This window comes from Phycisphaerales bacterium, assembly GCA_035627955.1.
Taxonomy (GTDB): domain Bacteria; phylum Planctomycetota; class Phycisphaerae; order Phycisphaerales; family UBA1924; genus JAEYTB01.
In genome coordinates, this window is record DASPKU010000013.1 from 86521 (window position 1) to 109167 (window position 22647).

The following is a 22647-nucleotide window of genomic DNA, read 5'->3' on the forward strand; positions in this document are numbered from 1 at the left end:
ACTTATCGGGCCGCCAGCAGCCCGACCACCGTCGCTGTGATCGCCAGCGCCGCAGCCATCAGGCTCTCGCCCGCTACGAGCCCCGACGCGATCGGCACGTTGTAGTTCTCCTGGCTCTTCTTGTGGACCCGGAACCACAGCATCGCGATGCACGCCCCGATGAAGAATGAGAACGCATTCTGGAACGGGATGACCCACGCCAGGCCCATCGCCGTCGCCGAAGGCAGCCACTTGCGGGCGTTTGCCGGCGTGAACCGCTCGACCAGCGGCAGGATGATGCCGATCGCCGCGCCGATGAAGATCGCCCAGATCGCCGAGGCCGGCAGCTCGCCGATGCCCTTCACGAGCACCCGGGCCACGGCCTCCCACGCCCGCGTCGCGGGCAGCGCGAAGCTCTCCAGCTTCTCGCGCGTCGGCACCATCAGGTACCAGATCGGCACGATTGCAATGGTCCCGAAGAACACCCCGAAGAACTGCGCCAGGAACTGCCGCCGCGGGTTCGCCCCCAGCAGGTAGCCGGTCTTGAGGTCCATCAGCAGGTCCGCCGAAGAGCTCGCGCTGTTGGCCGCGATGCCTGCCGACGCCAGGTTCGCGTGCATGTTGTTCGGCGCCAGGATCGCGAACAGCAGCTGCATCACCTTGCCCATCGCGCCCACCGGTGTGGTGTCCGTCTCCCCCGTGGCGCGGCTCGCCACCAGGCTCAGCACGAACGACATCGCCACCGCGATCACGCCCGCGTACCACGACACATTGAACGCCTGGATTTGCAGCCACACCATCGCGATCGTGATCGGGATCATGCCGACCACCATCCACGACCCGGGCACCTCAATGGCCTCCATCTTGCCCGCCTCGGCAGCCGTCGCCGATGCCGACGCCCTCGCCCCCTTGAAGGCCCGCACGATCGTCCGCCACTGCAGCGCCACGCTCATCAGGCTCGCGAACACCATGATCGAGGTGCCGCCCCACAGCGACCACCGGGTCAGCACGATCTGCCCCCCGCCCCAGTCCCAGATCAGGTTCGCCCGGTACTTATGCTCGTTGTACGCGGCCTCGCCCGCCTCCTTCGTCTTCTTGAACGTCAGGTTCTGCTGCCGCGCCGCCGCCAGCGCCGCCTCGCGCTCCTCGATCGCCTTGCGATTCGCCACGCCGCTCGCGGCCGCAGCCGCCGGCCCGCCGATGATCCCCTCCCGCAGGTGCTTGAGGTTCTCCTCCCTCTCCTCGGGCGTGAACTCCACGTCCCGCATTGCCCCCAGCAGCGGATTCAGATCCGCCTTCTTCTGGTTGGCCTCAAACGTCGCGGCCTCCACGGCCGCCGACCGTATCACGCTTGCCTGCCCCTGCTCGGCCGAGGTCGCCGCCTTGTGCCCCGACACGTCCAATGCCCCGCGGTCCAGGCCCATCGAAGCCGCCTGCGACGTCACCGCCGCGATGATCGCGTCCGACACTTTCTTCGCCGCCGCCTCGTTCGCCGGGGTCGCCACCGCTTCGGCCGCCTTGTGGATCGGCGCCGGGTCGTTCTCCATTTCGTCGTAGACGATCTTCACCGCCTCGGCCTTCGCTGCCGCCGCGGCCGCACGCCAAGGCCCGACCTTCGCCCCCTGCCGCGCGTTCTCGCCTGCCTGCCGCACCCGCGCGACGTCCGCCTTCTGCTGTTCCGCCGCGCTGATCACCGCCGCCAGCACCGCCTCGCCCACTTCCTTGTCCGTGGCGATCGACGTCTCGATGTTCGCCTTCTCCGCCGCGTCACGCAGGGGCTGCGGGTCCAGGCCCTTGGCCCTCGCCTGCCGCACCGCCTCCGCCACCACCGCGCCGCTCCGCGCCTTGTGCACGCTCTCGCCAGCGTCCACCAGCGCCCGCTTCCACGCGTTCTCGATCGCGTCGGCGTTCAGCCCCGCCGAGCGGGCCGCCTTGTACAGCGCCTCCGCCTCCTTGCGTGCCTTGGTGGCCTCCAGGTCCGCCAGCGCCGCCTTGGTCGAGCGATCGACGGCCGCCTTCACCGGAGCCGGCTCGATCAGGTTCAACTCATCAATGGCCCGCTTGGCCGCCGCGGCCGACGCATCCGCAATCTCCGCCGGCTCCGTGCGCCCCTTGGCCGCGTCGTGCACCGCCACGATCACCGCGTCCGCCCCGCGACCCATGTGGTCCGCGTCCATCTTCGCCACCTGCGGCCCGATCACGCAGTACAGCACCAGCGAGCTCAGCAGCATCGACGCGCTTGTCCGCATCCCCACAATCATGCCCGCCGCGATCAGCAGCGCCGACGGTTCGAATGCGAACCCCGCCGCGTGCCGGTACCCGTTCTCCAGGTTCCCCGCCCGCGGGTACAGCGCCCCGATGAACTTCAGGTCCAGGTGCGCGGGGATGTTCAGGAACGGCATCTTCTCGAAGAACTCGCGCAGCCACCGCACCGAGCTCTGCACGTCTTCGCCCGCCCGCAGGAACCCGATCAGCAGCCCCGCGAACAGCCCCACCACCAGCACGTAGGCCTTCCGCACCGCGTCCTTGCTTGCGCTGTACAGCGACCGCAGCGTCTCTGCCGCCGCGATCCCCGATGGGAACGGCAGCTGCTCGTGGTTGATCTGCTGCCGCTTCATCGGGATGGCCAGGAACACGCCCATCAGCCCCGTGCACAGCGTGAACACCACCACCACCCACGGCGGAGTGACGTCCCACGTGTTCACCGCGCTCAGCGGCGTCCCCTCCGGCACGTCGTGCAGCAGCACCAGCGCGCCGAACATCGTCGCGATCGTTGACCCTGTCGAATACCCTGCCGCCGACGCGCACGAGGCCATGCACGCCGTCTCCAGGATCGACATCTGGCTCACACGGTTGCCCGAGGTCAGCCGCACGAAGTTCCAGATGACGAACGACAGCACGCTGGCCGTGATCGCGATGCCGAAGGCCCAGCCGATCGACAGCGTCGTGTACAGGTTCGCCGCCGACATCAGCATGCCCAGCAGCCCGCCCATCAGCACCGCCCGCACCGTCAGCTGCGGCATGCGGTCGCCCTGGTACACGTAGCGGTACCAGTGCAGGTCCTTCTCCTCCGCCGTCGCGTTGTCCGGCAGCGGCGGCACCTTCGTGGGCAGTTCGTTGAAGATCTCCGCGTGCTCGCCCACGGGCAGATGCGGGGGCTGGCCGGAGGAAGAAGAGCCGGGGGGGTTGTGCTCGCTCATGTGGTGGTCGCCGGGAGAAACTCGGGGTTCGTGTACGGGCTCGCGTGAGGCGACACCCTAATGGCCTTGGCCGGGCGCTGCAACTGCGAGCCAGGCCCGCCCTTACGTGCACAACCCCGCACCGGACGCACGCGTGTGAAAGGCCCCGCCCCACACCAGGGGGTATTCTCTTCTGATGCGCAGCCGCTCGCCGCACGCCCGGGGGTGGTCGGGTCCCTTCCTCGGGGGTGCCGCGCTGAGCCTCTACCTATGTAGTACCGCTGTCGGCGTACCCGCGGCCCCGTCCACCCAGCCCATCGAGCCATGGGTCTGGCACAGTGCGGGCGTCATTGGTGCCGTCGCCGTCATCCTCCTCGCCGCCATCGTCTGGAATGCCCGCCTCCGCCAACTCGTGCGGGCCCGCACCGCCGAGCTTCAGGCCCGCAATCAGGCGCTCGAGGCCGAGCGCGCCGAGCGCCTCCGTACCCACGCGGAGGCCGCGCGCCTCACGCAGATCTTCGAGGCCACCACCGACTTCGTCGCCACTTGCGACCGCGACGGCAACCTCCAGATGGTCAACCCCGCCGGCCTGTCCATGGTGGGCCTGACCGGCCAGCCCCTGGACGGCAAGCGATGCGCCGACATCGTCCCCCCATGGGCGCTCGAGAAGCTCCGCACCGAGGCCTTCCCGTCTGCCATCCGCCACGGCTTGTGGACCGGCGAGGGCGCCCTCCTCTCGCCCCACCGCGGCGAGGTCCGCGTCTCCCAGGTCGTCATCGCACACCGCGATCACGCCGGCGAGGTCCAGTTCATCTCCACCGTCGCCCGCGACATCACGCCCCTTAAGACCGCAGAGGTCGCCCTCGAAGAAAGCCGCCAGCGGCTCGAGCTCATCAACCGCATCGCCACTGGCATCAACGCAGGCGCCGAGGTGAGCGCGGTCATCCGCGAGGTCGTCGGGGGCCTCCACGCGCTCTTCCCCTTCGTCCGCGTCCGCTACTGCACCATGACGCCCGGCGGAGCCTTCGTCGTCGATGAGTCCGTCGAGCCCGCGGGCATGCCCCCGTTGCAGGGCCAGGCCGGCGACCTCGCCACCGCCCCCGAGTACCTCGCCGCGATGCGCCGCGACGAAGCGGTAGCGGTTGGGGACGCCGACCGCGACCCGCGACTCGCCGGTCTGGCCACGTTCCTCCGCAACGCCCAGATCCGGGCCATGCTCGTGCACGAGGTCCGCACCGAGAAGATGGAGGGGGTCCTCTGCTTCGACGCCCCCCAGCCCCGCGAGTGGACCCCCCACGAGGTCGCGACCATCTCAGAGGTCAGCGACTACCTCGCCGTCGCTATCGCCGGCGCATCTCGCATCCAGGACCGCCTCCACGCCCAGGAGCGCCTCCGTGCCAGCGAAGAGCGCCTCCGCCTCATCATCGAGAACATGCCCGTTCTCGCCTTCGCCATCAGTCCGCTCGGCCGCATCGTCTTCTGGAACAAGGAGGCTCAGCGCGTCACGGGCTATTCCGCGAGGGAGATCGGCGAGCCCAAGGGCCTGGAGATGCTCCTGCCCGACCCCGTCTACCGCGCCAGCGTGCTCACCGAGTGGTCCAGCCCGCCCAGCAAGGTCCGGGACTTTGAGTGGAACATCACCTGCAAGGACGGCTCGGTCCGCACCATCGCCTGGTCCTCGATCGCGGAGCAGTGCCCTATCCCCGGCTGGATGACTTGGGGCATCGCCGTCGACATCACCGAGCGCAAGCTCGCCGAGGAGATGGTCAAACAGAGCGAGGAGCGCTACCGCCTGCTCTTCGACAGCTCCCCCCAGCCGATGTGGATCTACGACACCTCCACACTCCGCTTCATCGCCGTCAACTCCGCGGCCGTGCGCGACTACGGCTACTCCCGCACCGAGTTCGCCACCATGCGCCTCACCGACATCCGCTGGGGCGAGGACGCCCCCATGTTCCTCGAGGCCGTCCGCTCCGCCCACGCCAGAGCCCACGCGGACTCGGGCATGTGGAAGCACCGCCGCAAGGACGGCACGCTGATGGAGGTGCAGGTCACCAGCCACGCCGTGCCCTTCATCAGCGAGAATGCGCGCCTGGTCCTCATTACGGACGTCACCACCCGCAACAAGGCGATGGCCGCGCTCCGCGAAAGCCGCGCCCTGCTCGAGCAGGCCCAGGCCGTCGCACACGTGGGCAGCTGGGTCTCGGGCCTGGGTGATGACGCCGAGATCATCTGGTCGCGCGAAACCTGCCGCATCTTCGGCGTTCCCGAGAAGGACGAGCAGCGCATGACGGTGCGCGAGTTCTTCCGCTTCGTGCACCCCGACGACCGCCAAAAGGTGCAGGATGCCGTGCGGCAGTCGGTGGAGACCGGCGCCAGCTACAGCGTCGACCACCGTATCGTCCGCCAGGACGGCTCCGTCCGCTGGGTGCACGAGCAGGCGGAGATGGAGCTGGACGCCGACGCCCGCCCGGTCCGCATGATCGGCATCGTGCAGGACATCACCGAGCGCCACCGCTCCGACGCCTGGCGCGCCGGCCAGGGCAAGGTCCTCGAGCAGCTCACTGCGGGCGAGCCCCTCGAGACCGTCCTCACCACCCTCGTCCACGCGATCGAGGAGCAGAAGACCGACCTCAAGTGCTCCATCCTGCTGCTCGACGACGGCGGTCAGCGCCTCCGCATGGGCGTCGCGCCCAACCTGCCCGACGAGTACAACCGCGCCGTCGATGGCTATCCGATAGGCCCCTGCAACGGCTCCTGCGGCACGGCCGCGTTCCGCCGCCAGCGCGTGATCGTCTCCGACATCCTCGCCGACCCGCTCTGGGCCGAGGGCCGCCACCTCGCGGTCGCCCACCGCCTCGCCGCCTGCTGGAGCCAGCCCATCTTCGGCACCAGCGGCACGCTCCTGGGCACCTTCGCGATGTACTACCCGAGCACGCGGGAGCCCACCCCCCGCGAGATCGAGCTCATCGAATCCGCCGCCCACCTCGCCGGCATCGCCATCACCCGCCGGCGTGACGAGCAGCGCCTTCAGGAGCGTGCCGAGGAGCTCGCCCGCAGCAACGCCGAGCTCGAGCGATTCGCCTACGTCGCCAGTCACGATCTGCAGGAGCCCCTCCGCATGGTCACCAGCTTCACGCAGCTGCTGGGCCAGCGATACAAGGGCAAGCTCGACAGGGACGCAGATGAGTTCATCGGCTTCGCGGTTGAGGGCGCGGTCCGCATGCAGCAGCTCATCGAGGACCTGCTCGCCTTCTCGCGCGTCTCCAGCCGCCCCCGCGTGCTGAGCCGCGTGCATGCTGCCGCCGCCCTCGCCCGTGCCCAGGCCAACCTCCGTATGGCCATCGAGACCAGCGGCGCCACCGTCCGCACCAACGAACTCCCCGAGGTCACCGCCGACGAATCGCAGCTCGCCCTGGTCTTCCAGAACCTCATCGGCAATGCCATCAAGTTCCGCGCCAAGGACACCCCGCCGATCGTCGAGGTGAAAGCCGCGCGAGAGGACGGCAAGTGGCGCTTCGAGGTCTCCGATAACGGCATCGGCATCGACCCCAAGTACCGTGAGAAGATCTTCACGATGTTCCAGCGACTGCACCCGCGATCGGTCTATCCGGGCAACGGAATCGGGCTGGCCATCTGCAAGCGCATCCTTGAGCGTCATAATGGAAAGATCTGGGTGGAGTCCCAGCCGGGTGCGGGAACCACGTTCTACTTCACCATCCCCGACACCAATCCTGACGCACCCACTCACGCCTCCCCAGCTGCCGCCGGAGAAATCCCATGAGGACCACCCCGTGAGGTCCACCGCCACCCTCGAGAAGACCGTCGAGATCCTCCTCGTCGAGGACAACGAGGCCGATATCCGCCTCACCCGCGAAGTGCTCGCCGACGGCCGCATGCTCAACCGGCTCAGCGTCACCAAAGACGGCGAGGAGGCGATGTCCTTCCTCCGCCGCGAACGCCCCTACCAGGACGCACCCCGGCCGGACCTCATCCTGCTCGATCTGAACCTCCCGAGGAAGGACGGGCGCGAGGTTCTCGCCGAGATTAAGAACGATCCGGCACTGCGGCGCATACCTGTAGTAATCCTCACCACCTCGCGGGCTGAGGCGGACATCATCCAGACTTACGAGCTGCACGCTAATTGTTACATCGTGAAGCCCGTTGACCTGGGCCAGTTCATCAACGTGATCCGTTCCATCGAAGACTTCTGGCTCAAGATGGTCCGGCTGCCCAACGGCGCTTGATCGCTACCGATGTTTCCCCTGAACCTCTCCATCCTGCTCGTCGAGGACAACCCCGCCGACGCCCGCCTTATCGAGATCACCTTCGCCGGACGGCACGACGGGCAAGTGACGGTCGAAAAGGCCGAGACGCTCGCCGCCGCGATTTCCAAACTGGACCGCACCCCGCCCGTTGACCTGGTGCTCCTCGACCTCACCCTCCCCGACAGCGAAGGGCTCGACACCCTCAAGGCGATCGAAGGCAAGGCCCCCGAGATCCCCGTGGTCGTCCTCAGCGGCCACACCGACGAGGAGCTCGCCCTTTCCGCCGTGCGAGAGGGCGCCCAGGACTACCTCGTCAAAGGCCGCATCGATGCGGAGATGCTCAACCGTTCCGTTCGCTACGCCATCGAGCGCAAGCGCGTGCAGCGCGAGAGCGAGCGGGCCACCCGCGCCCTCGCCGAGAGCGAAGAACGCCTCCGCCTCGTCACCGAAGCCAGCACCGACGGTATCTGGGACTGGAACATGGTGACCAATGAGGTCATCTGGTCCGACCGCATGTACGAGCTGCTCCGCGTGCAGCGTGCCGGTGAAATCCGGGCCAATATCGAGGAGCTGATGCGCGTGCACCCGGACGACCGCGACCTCGTCCGCACCGCACTCCGCGAGCACCTGGAAGAGTCCAAGGCCTACATCCTCGAGGTCCGCCTGCTCCGCGGCGACAACAGCTACGGCTACTTCCACATCAGCGGCAAAGTGGTCCGCGATGGGGAAGGCAAGCCCGTTCGTATGGCCGGCTCCATCTCCGACATCACCGAGCGCCGCAAGGCCGAGATCGCCCTCCGCGCCAGTGAGCAGCGCTTCCAGTCCTTCATGGACAACAGCCCCGTTGTCGCCTTCATGAAGGACGAGTGGGGCCGCTACGTCTACGTCAATGCGGTCTTCCAGAAGCACTTCGGCCACGCCCAGACCCACATCACCGGCCGCCCCGACACCGAGGTGTGGCCCACTGACGTCGCCGAGCGCCTCCGCTCCACCGACCTCAAGGTCCTCGAGACCAACGCACCCATCGAGGTCAACGAGCTTGTCCCCCAGCAGGACGGCATCCACGAGTGGCTCACCGTCAAGTTCCCCATTGTCGAGGCCGGCGGCGGAGGTGGGGGTGGGGGCCGCCGCTACATCTGCGGCGTCGGCGTCGACATTACCGAGCGCCGCCGCGCCGAGCAGGCCCTCCGCGAGGCCGACGAGAAGCTCCGGCAATCCCAGAAAATGGAAGCGGTCGGCCAGCTCGCCAGCGGCATCGCCCACGACTTCAACAACCTCCTGACCGCCATTCGCGGCTACGCCTCCCTGGCCCGCAACACCCTCTCCACCAACCACCCCGCCCTCGAATCGCTCGACCAGGTCGAGGAGGCCTCGCGCCAGGCCACCGGCGTCGCCGGCGCCCTCCTCACCTTCGCCCGCAAGGCCCACACCGAGAAGGAGCCGGTCAAGCTCTGCGAAGCTGTGGAATCCGCCGCCCGCCTCTTCCGCCGCACGCTGCCACCCACCGTCCGCCTCATCCTTGACCTCAACGACGCCGACGACCTCTGGGTCTCCGCCGACAGCACGCAGCTCCAGCAGGTGGTCATTAACCTGGGTCTCAACGCCCGCGACGCGATCGGCGAGCAGGACGGCACGCTCACGGTGGCCGTGGTCCCCGCCCGCAAGGACGGCACGCCCATCCGCCGCAAGACCCGCAACGGCCACCTGCCCGAGAAACCAGAGGCGGTGAACCTCGTGGTCCGCGACACCGGCAGCGGCATGTCCCCCGACGTCAAGGCCCGCATCTTCGAGCCGTTCTTCACCACCAAGCCCCGCGGGCGCGGCACGGGTCTGGGCCTCGCCGTCATCCACGGCATCGTGCAGGAGCACAACGGCACCATCACCGTTGACTCCGCCCCAGCCAAGGGCTCGACATTCACGGTTACGCTGCCCCTCACCGCGGCGCCCGTCCGCGAAGAGCCGCAGGACGAGCAGACCCCCGAGCTGCTCGGCGGCGGCCTCGCCCTCCTTGCCGAGGACAACCAGCTCGTCCGTGGCCTGCTCGCCTCTATGCTCTCAACCCTCGGCTACGAGATCGCCCACGCCAGCTCCGCTGAGCAGGCCCTCAAGATCGCGGCTTCGATGCACCTCGGCATCGACCTGCTTGTGGCCGACGAACTCCTCCCCGGCAAGAGCGGCATCCAGCTGCTCGAAGAGCTCCGCTCCCGCGGCCAGGCGATGAGCGCCATCATCGTCGCCGCCTCACCCGACTCCCCACGCCCGGAGCTCTCCCCCGGCGTGGTCATGCTCAACAAACCATTCCAGCTCGCTGACATCCGGAACGCACTGGCCGAGCTGTACAAGGCCTCAAAGGCAGGGAACGCTGTATGAGTGACGGCATCAAGGTCCTGCTCGCCGACGATCACACGCTGCTCCGCCGCGCCGTCGCCCGCGTGCTGCACGACAACCCCTCGCTCCAAGTGGTCGCGGAGGTGTCTAACGCCGACGACGCCATCACCGCGGCCCTCCGCTTCCAGCCCAACGTGGTGGTGCTCGACATCGACATGCCCGGCGTCGCCAGCTTCGACGCCGCCCGCACCATCGTCGCGCGCGTGCCCAACGTGAAGATCCTCTTCCTCTCCGCCTTCACCCACGACCGCTACATCGAGGCCGCCCTCGCCTGTGGGGCCCTCGGGTACCTCAGCAAGAACGAGCCGCCGGAAAAGGTGGTCGACGCTATCCGCGCCGTCGCCCAGGGCCAGTGCTACTTCTCCCCCGAGGTCCAGGCCCGCCTGGTCATCGACTCCGACGGCGTGCACCTGGGCGAGAAGTCCAAGAGCCGCACCGCCACCCTCACCAACCGCGAGGTCGAGGTGCTCCGCTACATCGCCCGGGGGATGTCCAAGAAAGAGATCGCCAAGACCATGCACCTGTCGGTCAAGACGATCGAGAACCACTCGGCCAGCATCATGTCCCGCCTGGACATCCACGACCGTGTCGAGCTCACCCGCTTCGCCATCCGCGAGGGCCTGGTCGAGGCCTGAGGCGACGTCGGACACCCCTTGCCCGTTCGCAACGAGCCCCGAACGTAGTGAGCGGGCCGACGGCCCTGTGCGCAGGGTTCACCCTCGACCCGTCACTTCGTTCCGGGCTCGTTCCCAACGTCTCTCCTTCCGCTCGCACTCCCGCGCAAAACACGCCAGAAACACCGAACACCCACCATTCCCCTTCCCCTGTCGATGGGGCAAAACTCCCTAGTGGTGGTAGACCGGCACCCTGACGATACTTCTCCCGAGTTGACGGTGACCCCTGGGGGATGTTCTGCGTGACGAACATCCGGGTTGGTGCCGCGACGAAGGAAATGACCAATGGTGACTTCGACCGAGAACCGTACCGACGACCGTTTCGAGCGCTCCGGCGCCGCGATCGCCGCCGCCCGCCCGGACCTTCTGGCCCACGTCAGCACCGCCCAGCAGCGCGTCCTTGAGCTGCTCCTGGCCGGCCTGACCGAGCCCCAGATCGCCGAGCGCATCGGCCGTAGCCGCCACACCGTCCACGACCACACCAAGGCCATCTACGCGGCCCTGCGGGTCTCCAACCGGGTGCAGCTGGTCCTCCTCTTCTCCACCCCCGTCCAGGCACCCGCGAAGCCCGCGGCCTCCGTCGAGGCCCCCCGCGCCGCCCGCCTGGCGCAGGTCATCCCCCCCACCGGCGCGATGAACAACTAAGTTCAGAGCCCCGCTGGAGTTGAGATCAAGGCAACCGCCCCGCGAAGGGGCGGTTGTTCTTTTTGGGGCCCACCTGCCCCTTGCACCCACCCAGGCGGTCCGCTACGCTGGCTCCCCCACAACCCCCAAACAGGAGGCCCGCCCATGAAGACCGCCGCCGTTGCCCTGACCGCACTTGCTCTCCTCGCCGGCTGCGCCAACTCCCGCCAGGCGAGCAGCCAGAGCGGCGACCGCATCGTGAAGGCCGCGAGCCCGGCCCAGCAGCAGGCCCTGCTCGGGCGGGTGAAGGCGCTCGAGGGCAAGTGGCAGCAGCGCAACGAGGATGGCTCCACCGAGCTCGCCACCGTCTACCAAGTCTCCTCCGGCGGCAACGTCGTGCGCGAGGTCATGTTCCCCGGCGCGAGCCACGAGATGACCAACGTCTATCACATGGACGGCCCCGACCTTGTGATGACCCATTACTGCGCGGTGGGCAACCAGCCACGTATGCGGGCCAAGGGCGTGAACGGCAACCGCATCGACTTCGTGTTCGATAGTGCTACCAACCACACCTCGCCACAGCAGTCGGTGATGCACGAGATGAGCCTGGAGATCAAGGACAACAACACCATCGTGCAGCACTGGCGCAGCCGCAAGGACGGCAAGCCGCTTCCGGAGACGAAGTTCGAGCTGACGCGGATGAAGTGAGCCGCGGGGAGGAGAGGCTCAAACACAAAGCGAGGCTCATCGCCTGCCCTTACCAGGGGCCCTTTTCCCTGAGCCTCAGTTCACCCGCACCGCCAGCAGCGTCAGGTCGTCGGGGCGGGGCGCGAGGCCCGCGAACTGGCGGACCTCCCAGAGCACGCGATCAATCATCTGCGCGGCCGTGCAGTCCTTGATCTCGCGTACCGCGTTGAGCACCGCCTGCCGCACGCGGGCCTTGCCGAAGCGCTGGCCGGCGAAGTTGACCGCGTCCACCAGGCCGTCGGTGTAGGCGATGACGAAGTCGCCCGGGCGCAGGTCGTACACCGCCCGCTGGTAGGTCTGCGCAGGGTCGATCCCCACCACCATGCCGCCCACGTGCAGCTCGGTGATGTCGCCGGGGGCGGCGGGGCGGTTGCGGGGCTGCCGCAGCACCAGCGGCGGCTCGTGGCCCGCGGAGCAGTAGGTCATCCGCAGCGACCGTGGGTCGATCACGCCGTACCACAGGCTGGCGAACTCGTTGTCACGGGTGTCCTGGCAGAGCGCGGCGTTGACGCGGGCGACGACCTCATCGAGGTCATAGACCTCCTGCACGTGCGCGCGGAGCGACGCGCGGACGGAGGACATGAGCAAAGCGGCGGCGATGCCCTTGCCCACCACGTCGCCGACCACGACGCCCAGGTGCCCGTTGAGGTCGATGAAGTCGTAGAAGTCCCCGCCAAGCTCGAAGGACGGCGTGTACCGCGCCGCCATGTCGAGCGCGGGGATGCTGGGCACCTTGCGCGGCAGCATCCGCCGCTGCACGTCCGCGGCGAGCTGGAGCTGCCGCTGCACCCGCTGCTCTTCCTGCTCGAACTTCATCAGGCGCGACTGCTCGAGCGCCGCGGCCGCCTGCTCGGCCAGCGAGCGCAGCAGGCGGCGCTCGGACTCATCGAACCCGCGGGGGCGGCGGGAATACAGGCGGATCACGCCCATGGGGCGGCCGCGGAACACCATGCCCACGTGGATCGCGGCCCGCAGCCCCTCGGCCTCGGCGCGGTCGGGGATGAGGATGCGAGGGTCGTGCGCGATGTCCTCCACGATGACGAGCTCGCCGGCGAGGGCCTGGCGGTCAAAGACGCGGTCCTTGCTCAGGGGAAGTGGGCTGGTGAGCCAGTCCTGCGACAGGCCGCGGGAGGCCTTGAGGACGAGGTCGCTCTCGCTCTCGCCGGTGACGCCGTCGCTGTCCTCCGCGAGCAGCACGATGGACCCGGCGTCGAGCTCGAGCACGTCAAGGGCGGACTCGAGGGCGACGCCGAGCACGTTGTCGGGGCCGGCGGCGCGGACGAGCAGCGAGCTCATGCGCGTGAGGGCGGCGACCTCCTTGACGCGGTGGCGGAGCTCGACCTCGTGCTGGCAGAGCTCGGTGGTGGTGCGGGCGAGGAGGCTGAGCGCGTGCTCGAGGCGCTCGCGGGCATCGGTGGCAAGCGCGGGTTGGCCGTCGCCGAGCATCAGCCAGCCGATGGCACGCCCGCCCAGGGAGAGCGGGATGCAGGTTGCAGACTCCTGCGGCGGGGCTTCACCGGTGTCGATGACCTTCCAGTTCCCAGGGCCGGGCTCGCCGCCACCGACGATGAGGCGGCCGACGGGGTCGCGCAGCTCAACGGGAACGCCGGTGAGGCGCGAGAGCTCGGCGCAGAGGGCCGCGAGCGAGCCGTCGGTGAGGAAGTCGGTGATGGTGGTGGGGGTGGTGGGCTTGGGCGGGGGGACGGTTTCGACGGGCAGCGGCACGAGCGGCTGGGACTGAGCGGGCGCAGCGGCATCCGCGGCGGCGCCCTTGTGGGCTCCGGCGGGCGCAGCGATCCCGTTGGCCAGCGATCCGGTTCCTGACATCCCTCTCTACCGCAGCGGCGTTTCCGTACGCCGCGTCCTGCTTTCCTGTCACTTGCCGACGTCGGTGGTCTCTTCCAGCCACACCCGGCGGAGAACCGGGAGCAGGGGGTCACGCGCCCCGCTGGGAGCCTGCGCCAGTGTATCGAGACCCTCGCGAACCGCCGCGCGGTCGGTGGTCTGGTACCCAATGTAGGCGAGCAGGAGGGCACTCTCTTCGGGGATGGCGGCCTTGTCGTTGCGGGCCTTGTCGATGGCGCGCCGCAGCTCGTCCTTGAGGGTGGTGAGGCGGGTCTGGGCGGGCATGGTGTTGCCCGTGTACTTGACGGCGATCACCTCGGGGTGGGTCTCGAGCAGCTGCCGCAGGTTGACGGCGGCCGACAGGTAGAGCCCCGCCCCGATCTGGGCGTTCATACGTGCCGACATGACGGTGACGTCGCCCGGGCGCATGGCCAGGGCGCGGGCGAAGCGCTCCTCGGCGTCGAAGTACCGCCCCTTGGCCAGGGCGTCCTCACCCTCGCGGACGTGCACGTCAAACAGCGAGCCGGGGGTGCCGGTGGTGTAGCTCTTGGCCTCGCCGCCGCCCTTCTTGATGACATCGATGGTCTCGTCGTCGAGGCCGCCCAGAGTGCGGCGACGCTTCTCGCGCTCTTCCTGGGCGCGCTTCACGCGGGCCTCTTCGCGCTCGCGGCGCAGGCGCTCGAGGTCCGCGGCGGAGCCGGGCTTGGGGGCCTGATCCGTTGGAACGGGCGCCGCGTCGCGTTCAGGGGTCGTCGAGGTGGGCTCGGGCTCACCCTCGCGGAGGCGCTCGCGCAGGTCATTGATGCGGCGCTCCCAGTCGGGGATGTTGCTCTTGGGGCCCTGCTCGGGGGCGGGGCGCTCCTCGCGGCGCTCTTCCTCGCGCGGACGCTCGGTCTCTTCGGCGCGGGGAGTGGGCGTGAGGTTGTTCAGCCGCAGGCGCAGGTCGTCGTAGGAGGTGCGGAACGCAGGCGCGGCCGCCGAGAGGTTGGGGCCGGCGGGGCCAAGGTCCGGGTTGAGCGTGTTGGCGGGCGCCGCGTTGTTGCGCTCGGCCAGCTCGCGGGCGGTGAGGCGGTTGTCGGGGAGGCGGTCGCGGGCGTCGGCACGCTCATCGCGCAGGCCCCGCAGGCTGGAGGCGGTGAAGCGGTTGAGGCCATTGTCGTCCAGCTGCATGCCGACCACCGCGGGCGCGAGGCCGATCGTTGAGGTGAACGCGCTGGTGGAGCGCAACGTGCCCACGGCGGGCGCGGCGTAGGCGCTGGGCGGGGCCTCGAAGTCGTTGTAATCCACCTGCGTCGGCGCGTAAGGGTTGTCGCTGCGGACGCGGGCGGGGGCGAACTGGTTGCGGGCCGTGTAGCCCGCGCGCGGCAGTTCGTTGCCCGAGCTGAACTGGTCCAGGCGAGTCACGATCGGCGTCTGGCGGGCGGAGTTGCCGATGCTGTAGGCGGACTGGTACTGGAGGCCCTGCGTGCCGCGGAACCCGGGGGAGGACTGGATGGAGTCGCGCCGGAAGCGGAAGAGGTCGTCGGAGCCAAGCTGGCCGCGGAACTCGTCGGGGGCGGTGTAGCCGGGGTTGATGCGGAGGGAGGCGCCCGCGCCGGCGTTGCCGGTGACGAGGGCGTTGCGGGCGCGGACCTCGTTCATGAAGTCGGGGCGGGCGTAGTTGCCGCTGCCGCCGACGCGGAGGTCGCGCTCCAGCCCGCGCCCGTCCCCGAGGGCGTTCTGGGCGAGTGCGGGGGCGGCGCCGGCGAGCAGGGCGAGGGCGGCGAGAGTAGCGGTGCGGGTCATGCGTGGGCTCCTTGGGCGCTGGTGCCTCGGAGTCAATTATACGAGCGGCGGGGGCGGGCTCTGTTCATCGGGGGCTCATGGGGGGTTAGGACTGAGCGCAGGAGGCGAGCGCGTGCGTGGTGGCTGGTGGCGTGATGGGGAGTATCGCCGCGAAGCGCGGCGATGCCCTCCCTGACGGTTGGGGTTCTTATTCGCCATAGACTCCCCCAGCATGCCCCAGACCCCCACGCCCCCGCCCACGTACATCACGACGCCCATCTATTACGTCAACGACCGCCCGCACATCGGCCACTGCTACACCACGCTGCTGGCCGACTACCTCGCCCGGTTCCACCGGATGGTCCGCGGGCTGCCGACGGCGGGCGGGCCGGGGTCGAGCGGGCAGGTCTTCATGCTCACCGGCACCGACGAGCACGCGGAGAAGGTCGTCACCACCGCCGCCTCGCACGGCCTCAGCCCGATCCAGTGGGCCGACCAGAACGCCGCCGCGTTCCAGCAGGTGTTCACCGAGCTGGGCTACACCTTCGACGACTTCATCCGCACCACGCAGGAGCGGCACAAAACCCGCGTGAGCGGCTACCTGCGCAAGCTGCTGGAGAAGGGCGATATCGCCCGCGGCGAGTTCGAGGGCTGGTACGACGTCAACGAGGAGGCGTACGTCACCGAGACCAAGGCCAAGGAGCAGAACTACGTCTCCGCCGTGACGGGCCGGCCCCTCGTGCGCCGCAAGGAGCCCAACTACTACTTCAAGCTGAGCAAGTACCAGGCGTGGCTGGAGCAGTCGATCAGCAACGGCACCATCCGCGTCGAGCCCGAGGCCCGCCGCAACGAGGTGCTGGGCCGCCTGCGCGAGGGCCTGCAGGACGTGCCGATCACGCGCCCTGTCACCGACGACCCCGCGACGCAGTTCGGCATCCGCATGCCCGGGGACGAGGGCCACCGCATCTACGTGTGGATCGATGCGCTCTTCAACTATCTCACGGCGGTGGACACGCCCGAGCGCCGGCACCTGTGGCCGCCCACGGTGCACCTGATGGGCAAGGAGATCCTGTGGTTCCACGCGGTCATCTGGCCGGCGATGCTGCACGCCCTGGGCGAGCCGCTGCCCAGGATGATCTACGCCCACAGCCACTACACCCGCGACGGCAAGAAGATGTCCAAGACCCTGGGCAACTTCATCGACCTCGAGACCATCCGGGCGTACGCCGCGTGGGCGCCCAACAAGGACAAGCTGCCTGTGACGGTCGACGCCCTGCGCTGGTACCTGCTGACGCAGGGGCCGCTGTCAGCGACCGACGCCGACTTCTCGCACGCCAAGTTCGTCGAGGTCTACAACGCGGACCTCGCCAACGGCATCGGCAACTGCGCCAGCCGCGTGGGCAACATGATCGACAAGTACTTCGGCGGCGTGATGCCCGACCACATGGGCAGGCTCACGCACGAGGTGACGGAGAAGGCGACCGAGACCGGCGAGGTGCACCACGTGTTCGACTGGCCGAAGTTCATCGAGGCCAGCGTGCGCGACACCATCGCCGCCGTCGAGCAGTGCGACATCGCGCGGGCCCTGGGGCACGCCGTGGACCTCGTGCGGCAGGTTGACATCTACATCAACGCCACCCGCCCCTTCTCGCTGGCCAAGCTGGTGGACAAGGGCGAAGCGAGCCGCGAGGGGCTGGGCCAGATCCTCTACCACTGCGCCGAGGCCGTGCGGGTCGCCAGCCTGCTGATGGCCCCGGCGATCCCCGCCAAGATGGAGGCCCTGTGGCGCACGTGGAGCTGCGCCCCGCCCGCGGGCGTGCCCCTCACCGAGCTGGCGCGCTTCGCCGGCCCGCACGCCCTCAAGCCCGGGCAGGCGATCACCAAGGGCGAGATCCTGTTCATGCGGGCGGACGGGGCGGTGCCGCCGCCGGCGTGAGGGCCAATGAACAAGGGCCGGCGCTGCCACGCCGGCCCTTGCGGAGAGAGATTACAAACTCAGAACGACGGTCACGCCGCCAGCTTGACGTTCAGGTTGCCACCGCCGCCGGTGCCGAACTGGAAGCCGAACTGGATGCTGACCGGGCCCTCCACCTCGCCGCGCCAGGGCTGGACCTGGTACGCGACGCTGTCGGTGCCGAAGGGGATCGTCTTGTCCTGGAAGGACTTCTTGCTCCCCGACGTACCGATGAGGCTGAAGTTGTCCTCGCCCCCGAGCCTGCGGAGCACGCGGTACTGCACGCCGGTGCACCCGGCGGGCTGCGTGACCTTCCACTTGAGGGTGACCGAGCCGTCGCCGTTGACGGTCATGGTCATCTTGTCCGGAGCCACGGGGCTCGGGACAACGCCCGGGCCGCTGTTGGGCTTGAGGCCACTGAGGACGTACACGTTGGGGTCATTGTTGGCTTCGGCGTAGGCCTTGATCATGTTGACAAGCTGCCCGCCCATGGCGCGGACAGTGGTGTAGGAGTTGTCGTCGGCCAAGGTTGCATCCTTGCTGGCCTGACGGGCGGCATCCGCCGCCCCCGATGTTGACGAAAACGTGCCCGCCAGGGTCTTGAACGCGAGGGCGGTCGCGGGGGGGACCCCGATCTGCGCAGCGTTCAAAACCCATTGGTCGGCGTGCGCGAGCGCCCAGGGAAGCAGATCCCGCTTCGACTGGGGCATGTTGGAGCCCGGCATGCGGGTCCCACCTTTCGCGTCCACGCGGGGGTCTATTCCCGCGGGACACCGAGCACTGGCGCCCCTCATCGATCGCCCCGCCCCGGCAGCGGCAGAGCCGAAGAACGCACCCCGCGTGGACCCCCCCGCAACAAGCGGCGGGCGCGAGGTAAGCAGTGCATCGGGCGACAGACGAGGACGATTCACTCAAACTTCCACGATTCGCGAGTGATCGATCACGCTCAGACCTGACGCAAGCACCATGTGTCATTTTGTAAACTGGTGAGGAGTGGTGTGTCGCGCAAGTGCTTGATCAGTCATTGCATGTGCTTCGCAAAGTGTCTTTTTTCGAATTTCCATTGTGGTGCGAGCTCGCGGCTGGTAGACCATTGGTATGAAATGCATGGTGGTATATGCCGCTGCCATTTTTCTCAGTGCCGGCGCACACGCACAATCGCCGGCTGCGGTCACGGGCTGGATCGACCAGCAGGCCAGCAGCGGGGCTGATTATGGCGAATCGCGCTTCGAAATTGTCTATCAACGCCGCTTGTACCCGGCGACCTCCGCGGCGCAGGTCGCCGCCCTGGAGCGCGAAGTGGCAGGGAAGCCGGATCACCCCCTCCATGGGCAGCTTGAGACGGCGAAGCGTCGCCTCGAAAAGCCTGACGAGATCGTCGTGCACGTGCACTGGGAGTCGCCCGTTTCCTGGCGACTCTCCACGACGTACAAGTACGAAGATAAGGAGCTCCCCTACGCTGACTTTGCCGTGACGGCGGATGGGGCGTGGGCACTGACGGCGCAGCAGCTTACAATCGTTGATCCAAAGTCATTCCCGCCGAACCAGGATTACCTGAGCTTGGTGACGGAGTTCGAAACCGTCGCCCAAGATATCCTCTTCGGCGGCTTATCTCTACCGAAACGACTGGGTCTCACTCGGGGGCCTGTGGTCATGAACGGAGATAAGTGGGAGTGTACTTTCTCCAACCCGGATCGAACCTACACGTTTCGTGGAACGTGGGACGAGACAGCCGCTCGAGGGTTTGTGACCAGCTACAGGCTTGTGCGCGGCCCGGACCCAGCGTTCGTCGGAACCGAGCGGGTCATGAGCGGCTGGGCGCGGCACGGCGATCTATGGATCGCGGCGGACGCGATCGAGCATCGGCCCGACGGTCGGCCGACGGCATCCACGAAGTTCGTGAGCATTCGTCCTCTCACGAAGAGCGATTTTCAAACCGCGACGGCTACACCGAAAGTGGACGGCGCGGACGTCCTGCGCGGGCCCGTGACGGTGGCAAGGGTCTATGACCTGCGACCGGGCCGGATGGAAGCGAGTTTCCCAACCGACCCTGAGAGGGCCCCGGTCTCACTGGAGGAGCCTGGGGAGACAACCTCACTTCGGCGCGCCGGGTGGGTGACCGCTGGGGTCCTCGTTCTCGTTTTCGCGGGCCTCATCGGAAGAAGACTGCGTAGGTCCTCGTCCGTTGGAGTTTGAACAGGAGTCCTCTATGAAGTCCCGTTTGAGCGTCGCGGCATTCATCGTGAGCCTCAGCCTGGCTAGTGCGTACGCGGGAGAAGATCCCAAGTGCATCGAGGAGAACAAGTCGCCCAAGGCCTGCGACTTCGCGGGCTGGCCCTCCAGCCCGCCCTGCCCCCCGACGGTGGTCGAGAACGCGGACTGCCCGCAGACCAGCATCGTCGCCAAGGGCCTCACGTCGTCCACTCCGAGCTCGGCCGTATGCAAGTGGCAGGGGCGAGTGAAGAACGCGGAGGGTAACTGCGTCAACGATACTCTCGGCATCATCACCTACACGGCCGCGTGCAGCCGCGCTGCCGGCGCACCCTGCCCCCCTCCGAACTGACGTGATGTCACTCACCCGGAACAGCTTCATGCGTGGCGTGCTCTGGTTTCTCCAGGCGTGTGCGATCGTGACGCTCGGCGTCGCCGGGGGCCTGAAGTTGATGGACCTGCCCAGCTTCAAGGCCGCGCTTTCCGGCTGGACCCTGCTCCCGGATGGCTCCCGCGGGACCATCGCGCTAGCGGTTCCAGCCATGGAAGTTGCGGTGGCCGGAATGTACCCACTATGGCCGCGCCGGGCGGCCATAGTGGGTTTCTGCTTGTTGACCGCGTTCACGGGGGTTTACGCGTGCCACCTTGCTTGGGCCGAGCCTCCTGACTGCGGCTGTTTCAGCATGGTGCTTCGGTTCCGCGAAGTGGTTGCGGAATGGCCCCTCGTCATCGGACGCAATGTGGCGCTGATGCTCGCGTTGCTGGCGCCCTTGGTGATCACCTCCAAACCTCCAACGGTACCGACCGAAGCGAGAGCCCCGGAGAATCGCCGTGGATTCACGCTGATCGAAACGCTGGTCCTCATCGCGATAGTGGCCCTCCTGGTCGCGCTCTTCCTGCCCTCGATCGGGAGCTTCCGCAAGCGGGCAGCGCGGGTCGCGACGACGGCCTCTCTCCGGTCGCACGCCGTGACGTTTGCAGGTTACAGCGCCGATTGGCGCGACCACATGCCGGCGATAACGGACCCGCTGGCGACACGCTCGATCGTCCGCGTTGACGGGGATGTCTTCTCGCTCAGCTACTTCGCACCGATGTGGTCGTGGCATCTGGCCTTGGCGCGTCCGGTGTACCACTCGCCATTTACTTCGCCGATGTTCCAGGAGCGAGGCGCCATGGCAAGCGCGGTCACGTCCTTCTGGTACTCGCCGGCCTTCCTCGCGGACCCGGCGTTCTGGAGGAGAGAGTCGCGGCTCGCCACGCGCGACCAGTTCCGCGCGACGAAGATTTCTGAGGTGGCTTTCGCTGACCGCAAAGCGGTTCTTCTTGCATCGAAGTTATGGGGTGAAGGGCCCGAACTGCGCATCTGGGATCGAATGGCTCCCTTGTGTTTCACCGACGGATCGGCCTTCGAGGTACCCGGACCGAACGTGCGGCGCGGGTACCCCCAGGGCCTCGGACAATGGGCGGGAGGCTCCTTCGGCTACGATTCGCCGGGAATGATGACCATTGACGGGGTGCTTGGCCGCGACAGAGATTGAACGGGAGAACGCGGCCCTGCGTTTGCCCGATCTTCGAGGGGCTCCAATGGGTGGTCAGGCCAAGGACCATTCCGGGCCACCATCCTTCCCATCCCGCGATGGCACCTCTCATTCCCGGGCTAGCACCTCCCCACACCGGGATAGCGCGTTCCAATCCCGGGAGAGCGCGCCTGTACGCCGAGGTAGGACCAATCAATCCCGGGGTGGTGCCATCCGGCCCCGGGGGAGCGCTTCCCAATCCCGAGATAGCACCTTCCGATCCCGGGATAGGAACAACCCCGCGGCCTCCCGAATAGGTTCCCGCGGGCCCAGGGCGGCTTTTCTGGGACGTGGCGGGCGGCGGGGCGAGCAGAAGGGCGGGCGGGGTTGGGGAAGAGGGCGGCGGCGAGCGTCGTTCCAGCAACTTGGACGGTGGATGTTCTGTGGAGTAGGCCAAAACCCGAACCGGAGCGGCGGATTCTGGTAGAATCACGGGCATGGCTCAAACACTTCACGAACGGCTGAAGGTCGCGGCGGGGGAGCGGACGTACCGCGAGCTCGCGGCGATGACCTCCACCAGCGCGGAGACGGTGCGGCGGTACATGCTGGGGCAGTCGCCCAGCGCCGAGTTCCTGTCGTCGCTGTGCGCCCAGACGGGGGTGAACGGCGAGTGGCTGCTGACCGGGCGCGGGCCGGTGCACCGCCGGGAGATCCGCACGCACGCCCTGCGCGAGGCCAACGTGACGGAGCTGCTCAGCGCGATGTCGGCGACGCTGGAGACGCTCATCGTGCGGGTCGAGCGTCTGGAGCTGTTCCTGCAGACCATGGAAGCGCGGCTGCGGGCCGACGGCCACCCGCACGTCCATCCTCAGCCGCCAGCCGCGAGCCACCACACGCATGCCGCGCCGGCGCCGCACGGCGCCAAGGGACCAACCCATGCCCCACCACCTGCCACCGATCCTGCCCCTCGGGCCCAGTCGATCACCGAGTCCATCACCCGGCGACCACCTCCGGATGCTGGTTGAGCTGTTGCAGCCGGCGACGCCGGACCTGGCGCGGCGGTGGCTGGGCGCGCTGCTGCTGGTGCCACGGGAGGAGCGGGCGGCGGTGGTGGCGAGCGTGGAGGCGCGGATTGGGGCGCTGTACCCATTGAGCGGAACGGGCGCGGAGCCCGCGGCAGGCCCAGCGCGGGAGGTTGAGGTGGTGCAGGCGCCCGTGCAGCGGGAGGGGTACATCGAGGAGGTGCGGACCGCCTACGCGGCGTGCCCAGCTCCACAGCCTGCGGGCGGGGTTCTCGCAGGGGCCCTCGCGGGGCGGGCACGCAAGGGGGCCTAGCGGAACCGGTGGAGGGGGGCCGGATTTGACGCGATCGCTGATGGAAGCCCATGGACGGCGGGTGGGGAGGTTGATGGTTTTGATTGCTTCTGCCGGGGGCTGGTGGTAGCTTCCCCGTGAGCGGGGTCCCGGGTGGGAACCGCTGTTTCCTTTTTGGGAGAG

Annotated in this window: 16 protein-coding genes; 12 read left to right on the forward strand and 4 right to left on the reverse strand. The window is 68.2% G+C overall.

Going from position 1 to position 22647, the window contains the following annotated elements:
- Positions 1–2 precede the first annotated feature (2 nt).
- Positions 3–3179, reverse strand: coding sequence for an OPT/YSL family transporter (locus VD997_11500; GenBank protein HYE62610.1), 3177 nt, complete (start codon positions 3177–3179; stop codon positions 3–5).
- Positions 3180–3354: 175 nt separating this feature from the next.
- Between VD997_11500 and VD997_11505 the strand changes: the two genes are divergently transcribed.
- The 6 genes from VD997_11505 to VD997_11530 all read left to right on the forward strand — a co-directional run bounded on the left by VD997_11505 (position 3355) and on the right by VD997_11530 (position 11820).
- Positions 3355–6942, forward strand: coding sequence for a PAS domain S-box protein (locus tag VD997_11505; protein ID HYE62611.1), 3588 nt, complete (start codon positions 3355–3357; stop codon positions 6940–6942).
- A gap of 10 nt (positions 6943–6952) precedes the next feature.
- Complete coding sequence (locus VD997_11510; GenBank protein HYE62612.1) at positions 6953–7405, forward strand: response regulator; 453 nt, start codon at positions 6953–6955, stop codon at positions 7403–7405.
- Positions 7406–7414: 9 nt separating this feature from the next.
- Positions 7415–9796: a response regulator gene (locus tag VD997_11515; protein HYE62613.1), complete on the forward strand. Its 2382-nt coding sequence runs from the start codon at positions 7415–7417 to the stop codon at positions 9794–9796.
- On the forward strand, positions 9793–10449 hold the full coding sequence (locus VD997_11520) for a response regulator transcription factor (protein HYE62614.1): 657 nt from the start codon (positions 9793–9795) through the stop codon (positions 10447–10449). The genes VD997_11515 and VD997_11520 overlap by 4 nt, the downstream gene beginning before the upstream one ends.
- 324 nt (positions 10450–10773) lie before the next feature.
- Positions 10774–11133, forward strand: coding sequence for a helix-turn-helix transcriptional regulator (locus VD997_11525; GenBank protein ID HYE62615.1), 360 nt, complete (start codon positions 10774–10776; stop codon positions 11131–11133).
- 144 nt (positions 11134–11277) lie between these two features.
- Positions 11278–11820, forward strand: a complete 543-nt coding sequence (locus tag VD997_11530) for a hypothetical protein (protein HYE62616.1) — start codon at positions 11278–11280, stop codon at positions 11818–11820.
- A gap of 75 nt (positions 11821–11895) precedes the next feature.
- Here the strand turns inward: VD997_11530 and VD997_11535 are convergent, their stop codons facing one another.
- Positions 11896–13686, reverse strand: coding sequence for a GAF domain-containing SpoIIE family protein phosphatase (locus VD997_11535; protein ID HYE62617.1), 1791 nt, complete (start codon positions 13684–13686; stop codon positions 11896–11898).
- A gap of 48 nt (positions 13687–13734) precedes the next feature.
- The gene (locus VD997_11540; GenBank protein HYE62618.1) at positions 13735–15489 is read right to left on the reverse strand and encodes a hypothetical protein; all 1755 of its coding nucleotides are present in this window, start codon (positions 15487–15489) and stop codon (positions 13735–13737) included.
- Positions 15490–15700: 211 nt separating this feature from the next.
- On the opposite strand from VD997_11540, the gene metG reads away from it, so the two are divergent.
- Positions 15701–17404, forward strand: a complete 1704-nt coding sequence (metG, locus tag VD997_11545) for a methionine--tRNA ligase (protein ID HYE62619.1) — start codon at positions 15701–15703, stop codon at positions 17402–17404.
- A gap of 71 nt (positions 17405–17475) precedes the next feature.
- On the opposite strand, the gene VD997_11550 is transcribed toward metG, so the two are convergent.
- Entirely contained in the window at positions 17476–18147 is a 672-nt protein-coding gene (locus VD997_11550; protein HYE62620.1) for a hypothetical protein, read from the reverse strand.
- 373 nt (positions 18148–18520) lie between these two features.
- Between VD997_11550 and VD997_11555 the strand changes: the two genes are divergently transcribed.
- From VD997_11555 to VD997_11575, 5 genes are all read left to right on the forward strand, one after another.
- A complete protein-coding gene (locus VD997_11555) occupies positions 18521–19618 on the forward strand; it encodes a hypothetical protein (GenBank protein HYE62621.1) in 1098 nt (365 codons plus the stop codon).
- A gap of 13 nt (positions 19619–19631) precedes the next feature.
- Complete coding sequence (locus tag VD997_11560; GenBank protein HYE62622.1) at positions 19632–19985, forward strand: hypothetical protein; 354 nt, start codon at positions 19632–19634, stop codon at positions 19983–19985.
- 4 nt (positions 19986–19989) lie between these two features.
- Positions 19990–21171 carry a type II secretion system protein gene (locus VD997_11565; GenBank protein HYE62623.1) on the forward strand — a complete coding sequence of 394 codons (1182 nt, stop codon included), beginning with the start codon at positions 19990–19992 and terminating at the stop codon, positions 21169–21171.
- A gap of 476 nt (positions 21172–21647) precedes the next feature.
- The gene (locus tag VD997_11570) at positions 21648–22175 is read left to right on the forward strand and encodes a hypothetical protein (protein HYE62624.1); all 528 of its coding nucleotides are present in this window, start codon (positions 21648–21650) and stop codon (positions 22173–22175) included.
- Positions 22165–22485 carry a hypothetical protein gene (locus VD997_11575; GenBank protein ID HYE62625.1) on the forward strand — a complete coding sequence of 107 codons (321 nt, stop codon included), beginning with the start codon at positions 22165–22167 and terminating at the stop codon, positions 22483–22485. The genes VD997_11570 and VD997_11575 overlap by 11 nt, the downstream gene beginning before the upstream one ends.
- The last annotated feature ends 162 nt before the right edge of the window (positions 22486–22647 follow it).

Coding starts and splice junctions, on each gene's coding strand:
- VD997_11500 (HYE62610.1), bottom strand. CDS start 3,179: ATGAGCGAGCACAACCCCCCCGGCTCTTCTTCCTCCGGCCAGCCCCCG.
- VD997_11505 (HYE62611.1), top strand. CDS start 3,355: ATGCGCAGCCGCTCGCCGCACGCCCGGGGGTGGTCGGGTCCCTTCCTC.
- VD997_11515 (HYE62613.1), top strand. CDS start 7,415: ATGTTTCCCCTGAACCTCTCCATCCTGCTCGTCGAGGACAACCCCGCC.
- VD997_11520 (HYE62614.1), top strand. CDS start 9,793: ATGAGTGACGGCATCAAGGTCCTGCTCGCCGACGATCACACGCTGCTC.
- VD997_11525 (HYE62615.1), top strand. CDS start 10,774: ATGGTGACTTCGACCGAGAACCGTACCGACGACCGTTTCGAGCGCTCC.
- VD997_11530 (HYE62616.1), top strand. CDS start 11,278: ATGAAGACCGCCGCCGTTGCCCTGACCGCACTTGCTCTCCTCGCCGGC.
- VD997_11535 (HYE62617.1), bottom strand. CDS start 13,686: ATGTCAGGAACCGGATCGCTGGCCAACGGGATCGCTGCGCCCGCCGGA.
- VD997_11540 (HYE62618.1), bottom strand. CDS start 15,489: ATGACCCGCACCGCTACTCTCGCCGCCCTCGCCCTGCTCGCCGGCGCC.
- metG (HYE62619.1), top strand. CDS start 15,701: ATGCCCCAGACCCCCACGCCCCCGCCCACGTACATCACGACGCCCATC.
- VD997_11550 (HYE62620.1), bottom strand. CDS start 18,147: ATGCCGGGCTCCAACATGCCCCAGTCGAAGCGGGATCTGCTTCCCTGG.
- VD997_11555 (HYE62621.1), top strand. CDS start 18,521: ATGAAATGCATGGTGGTATATGCCGCTGCCATTTTTCTCAGTGCCGGC.
- VD997_11560 (HYE62622.1), top strand. CDS start 19,632: ATGAAGTCCCGTTTGAGCGTCGCGGCATTCATCGTGAGCCTCAGCCTG.
- VD997_11565 (HYE62623.1), top strand. CDS start 19,990: ATGTCACTCACCCGGAACAGCTTCATGCGTGGCGTGCTCTGGTTTCTC.
- VD997_11570 (HYE62624.1), top strand. CDS start 21,648: ATGGCTCAAACACTTCACGAACGGCTGAAGGTCGCGGCGGGGGAGCGG.
- VD997_11575 (HYE62625.1), top strand. CDS start 22,165: ATGCTGGTTGAGCTGTTGCAGCCGGCGACGCCGGACCTGGCGCGGCGG.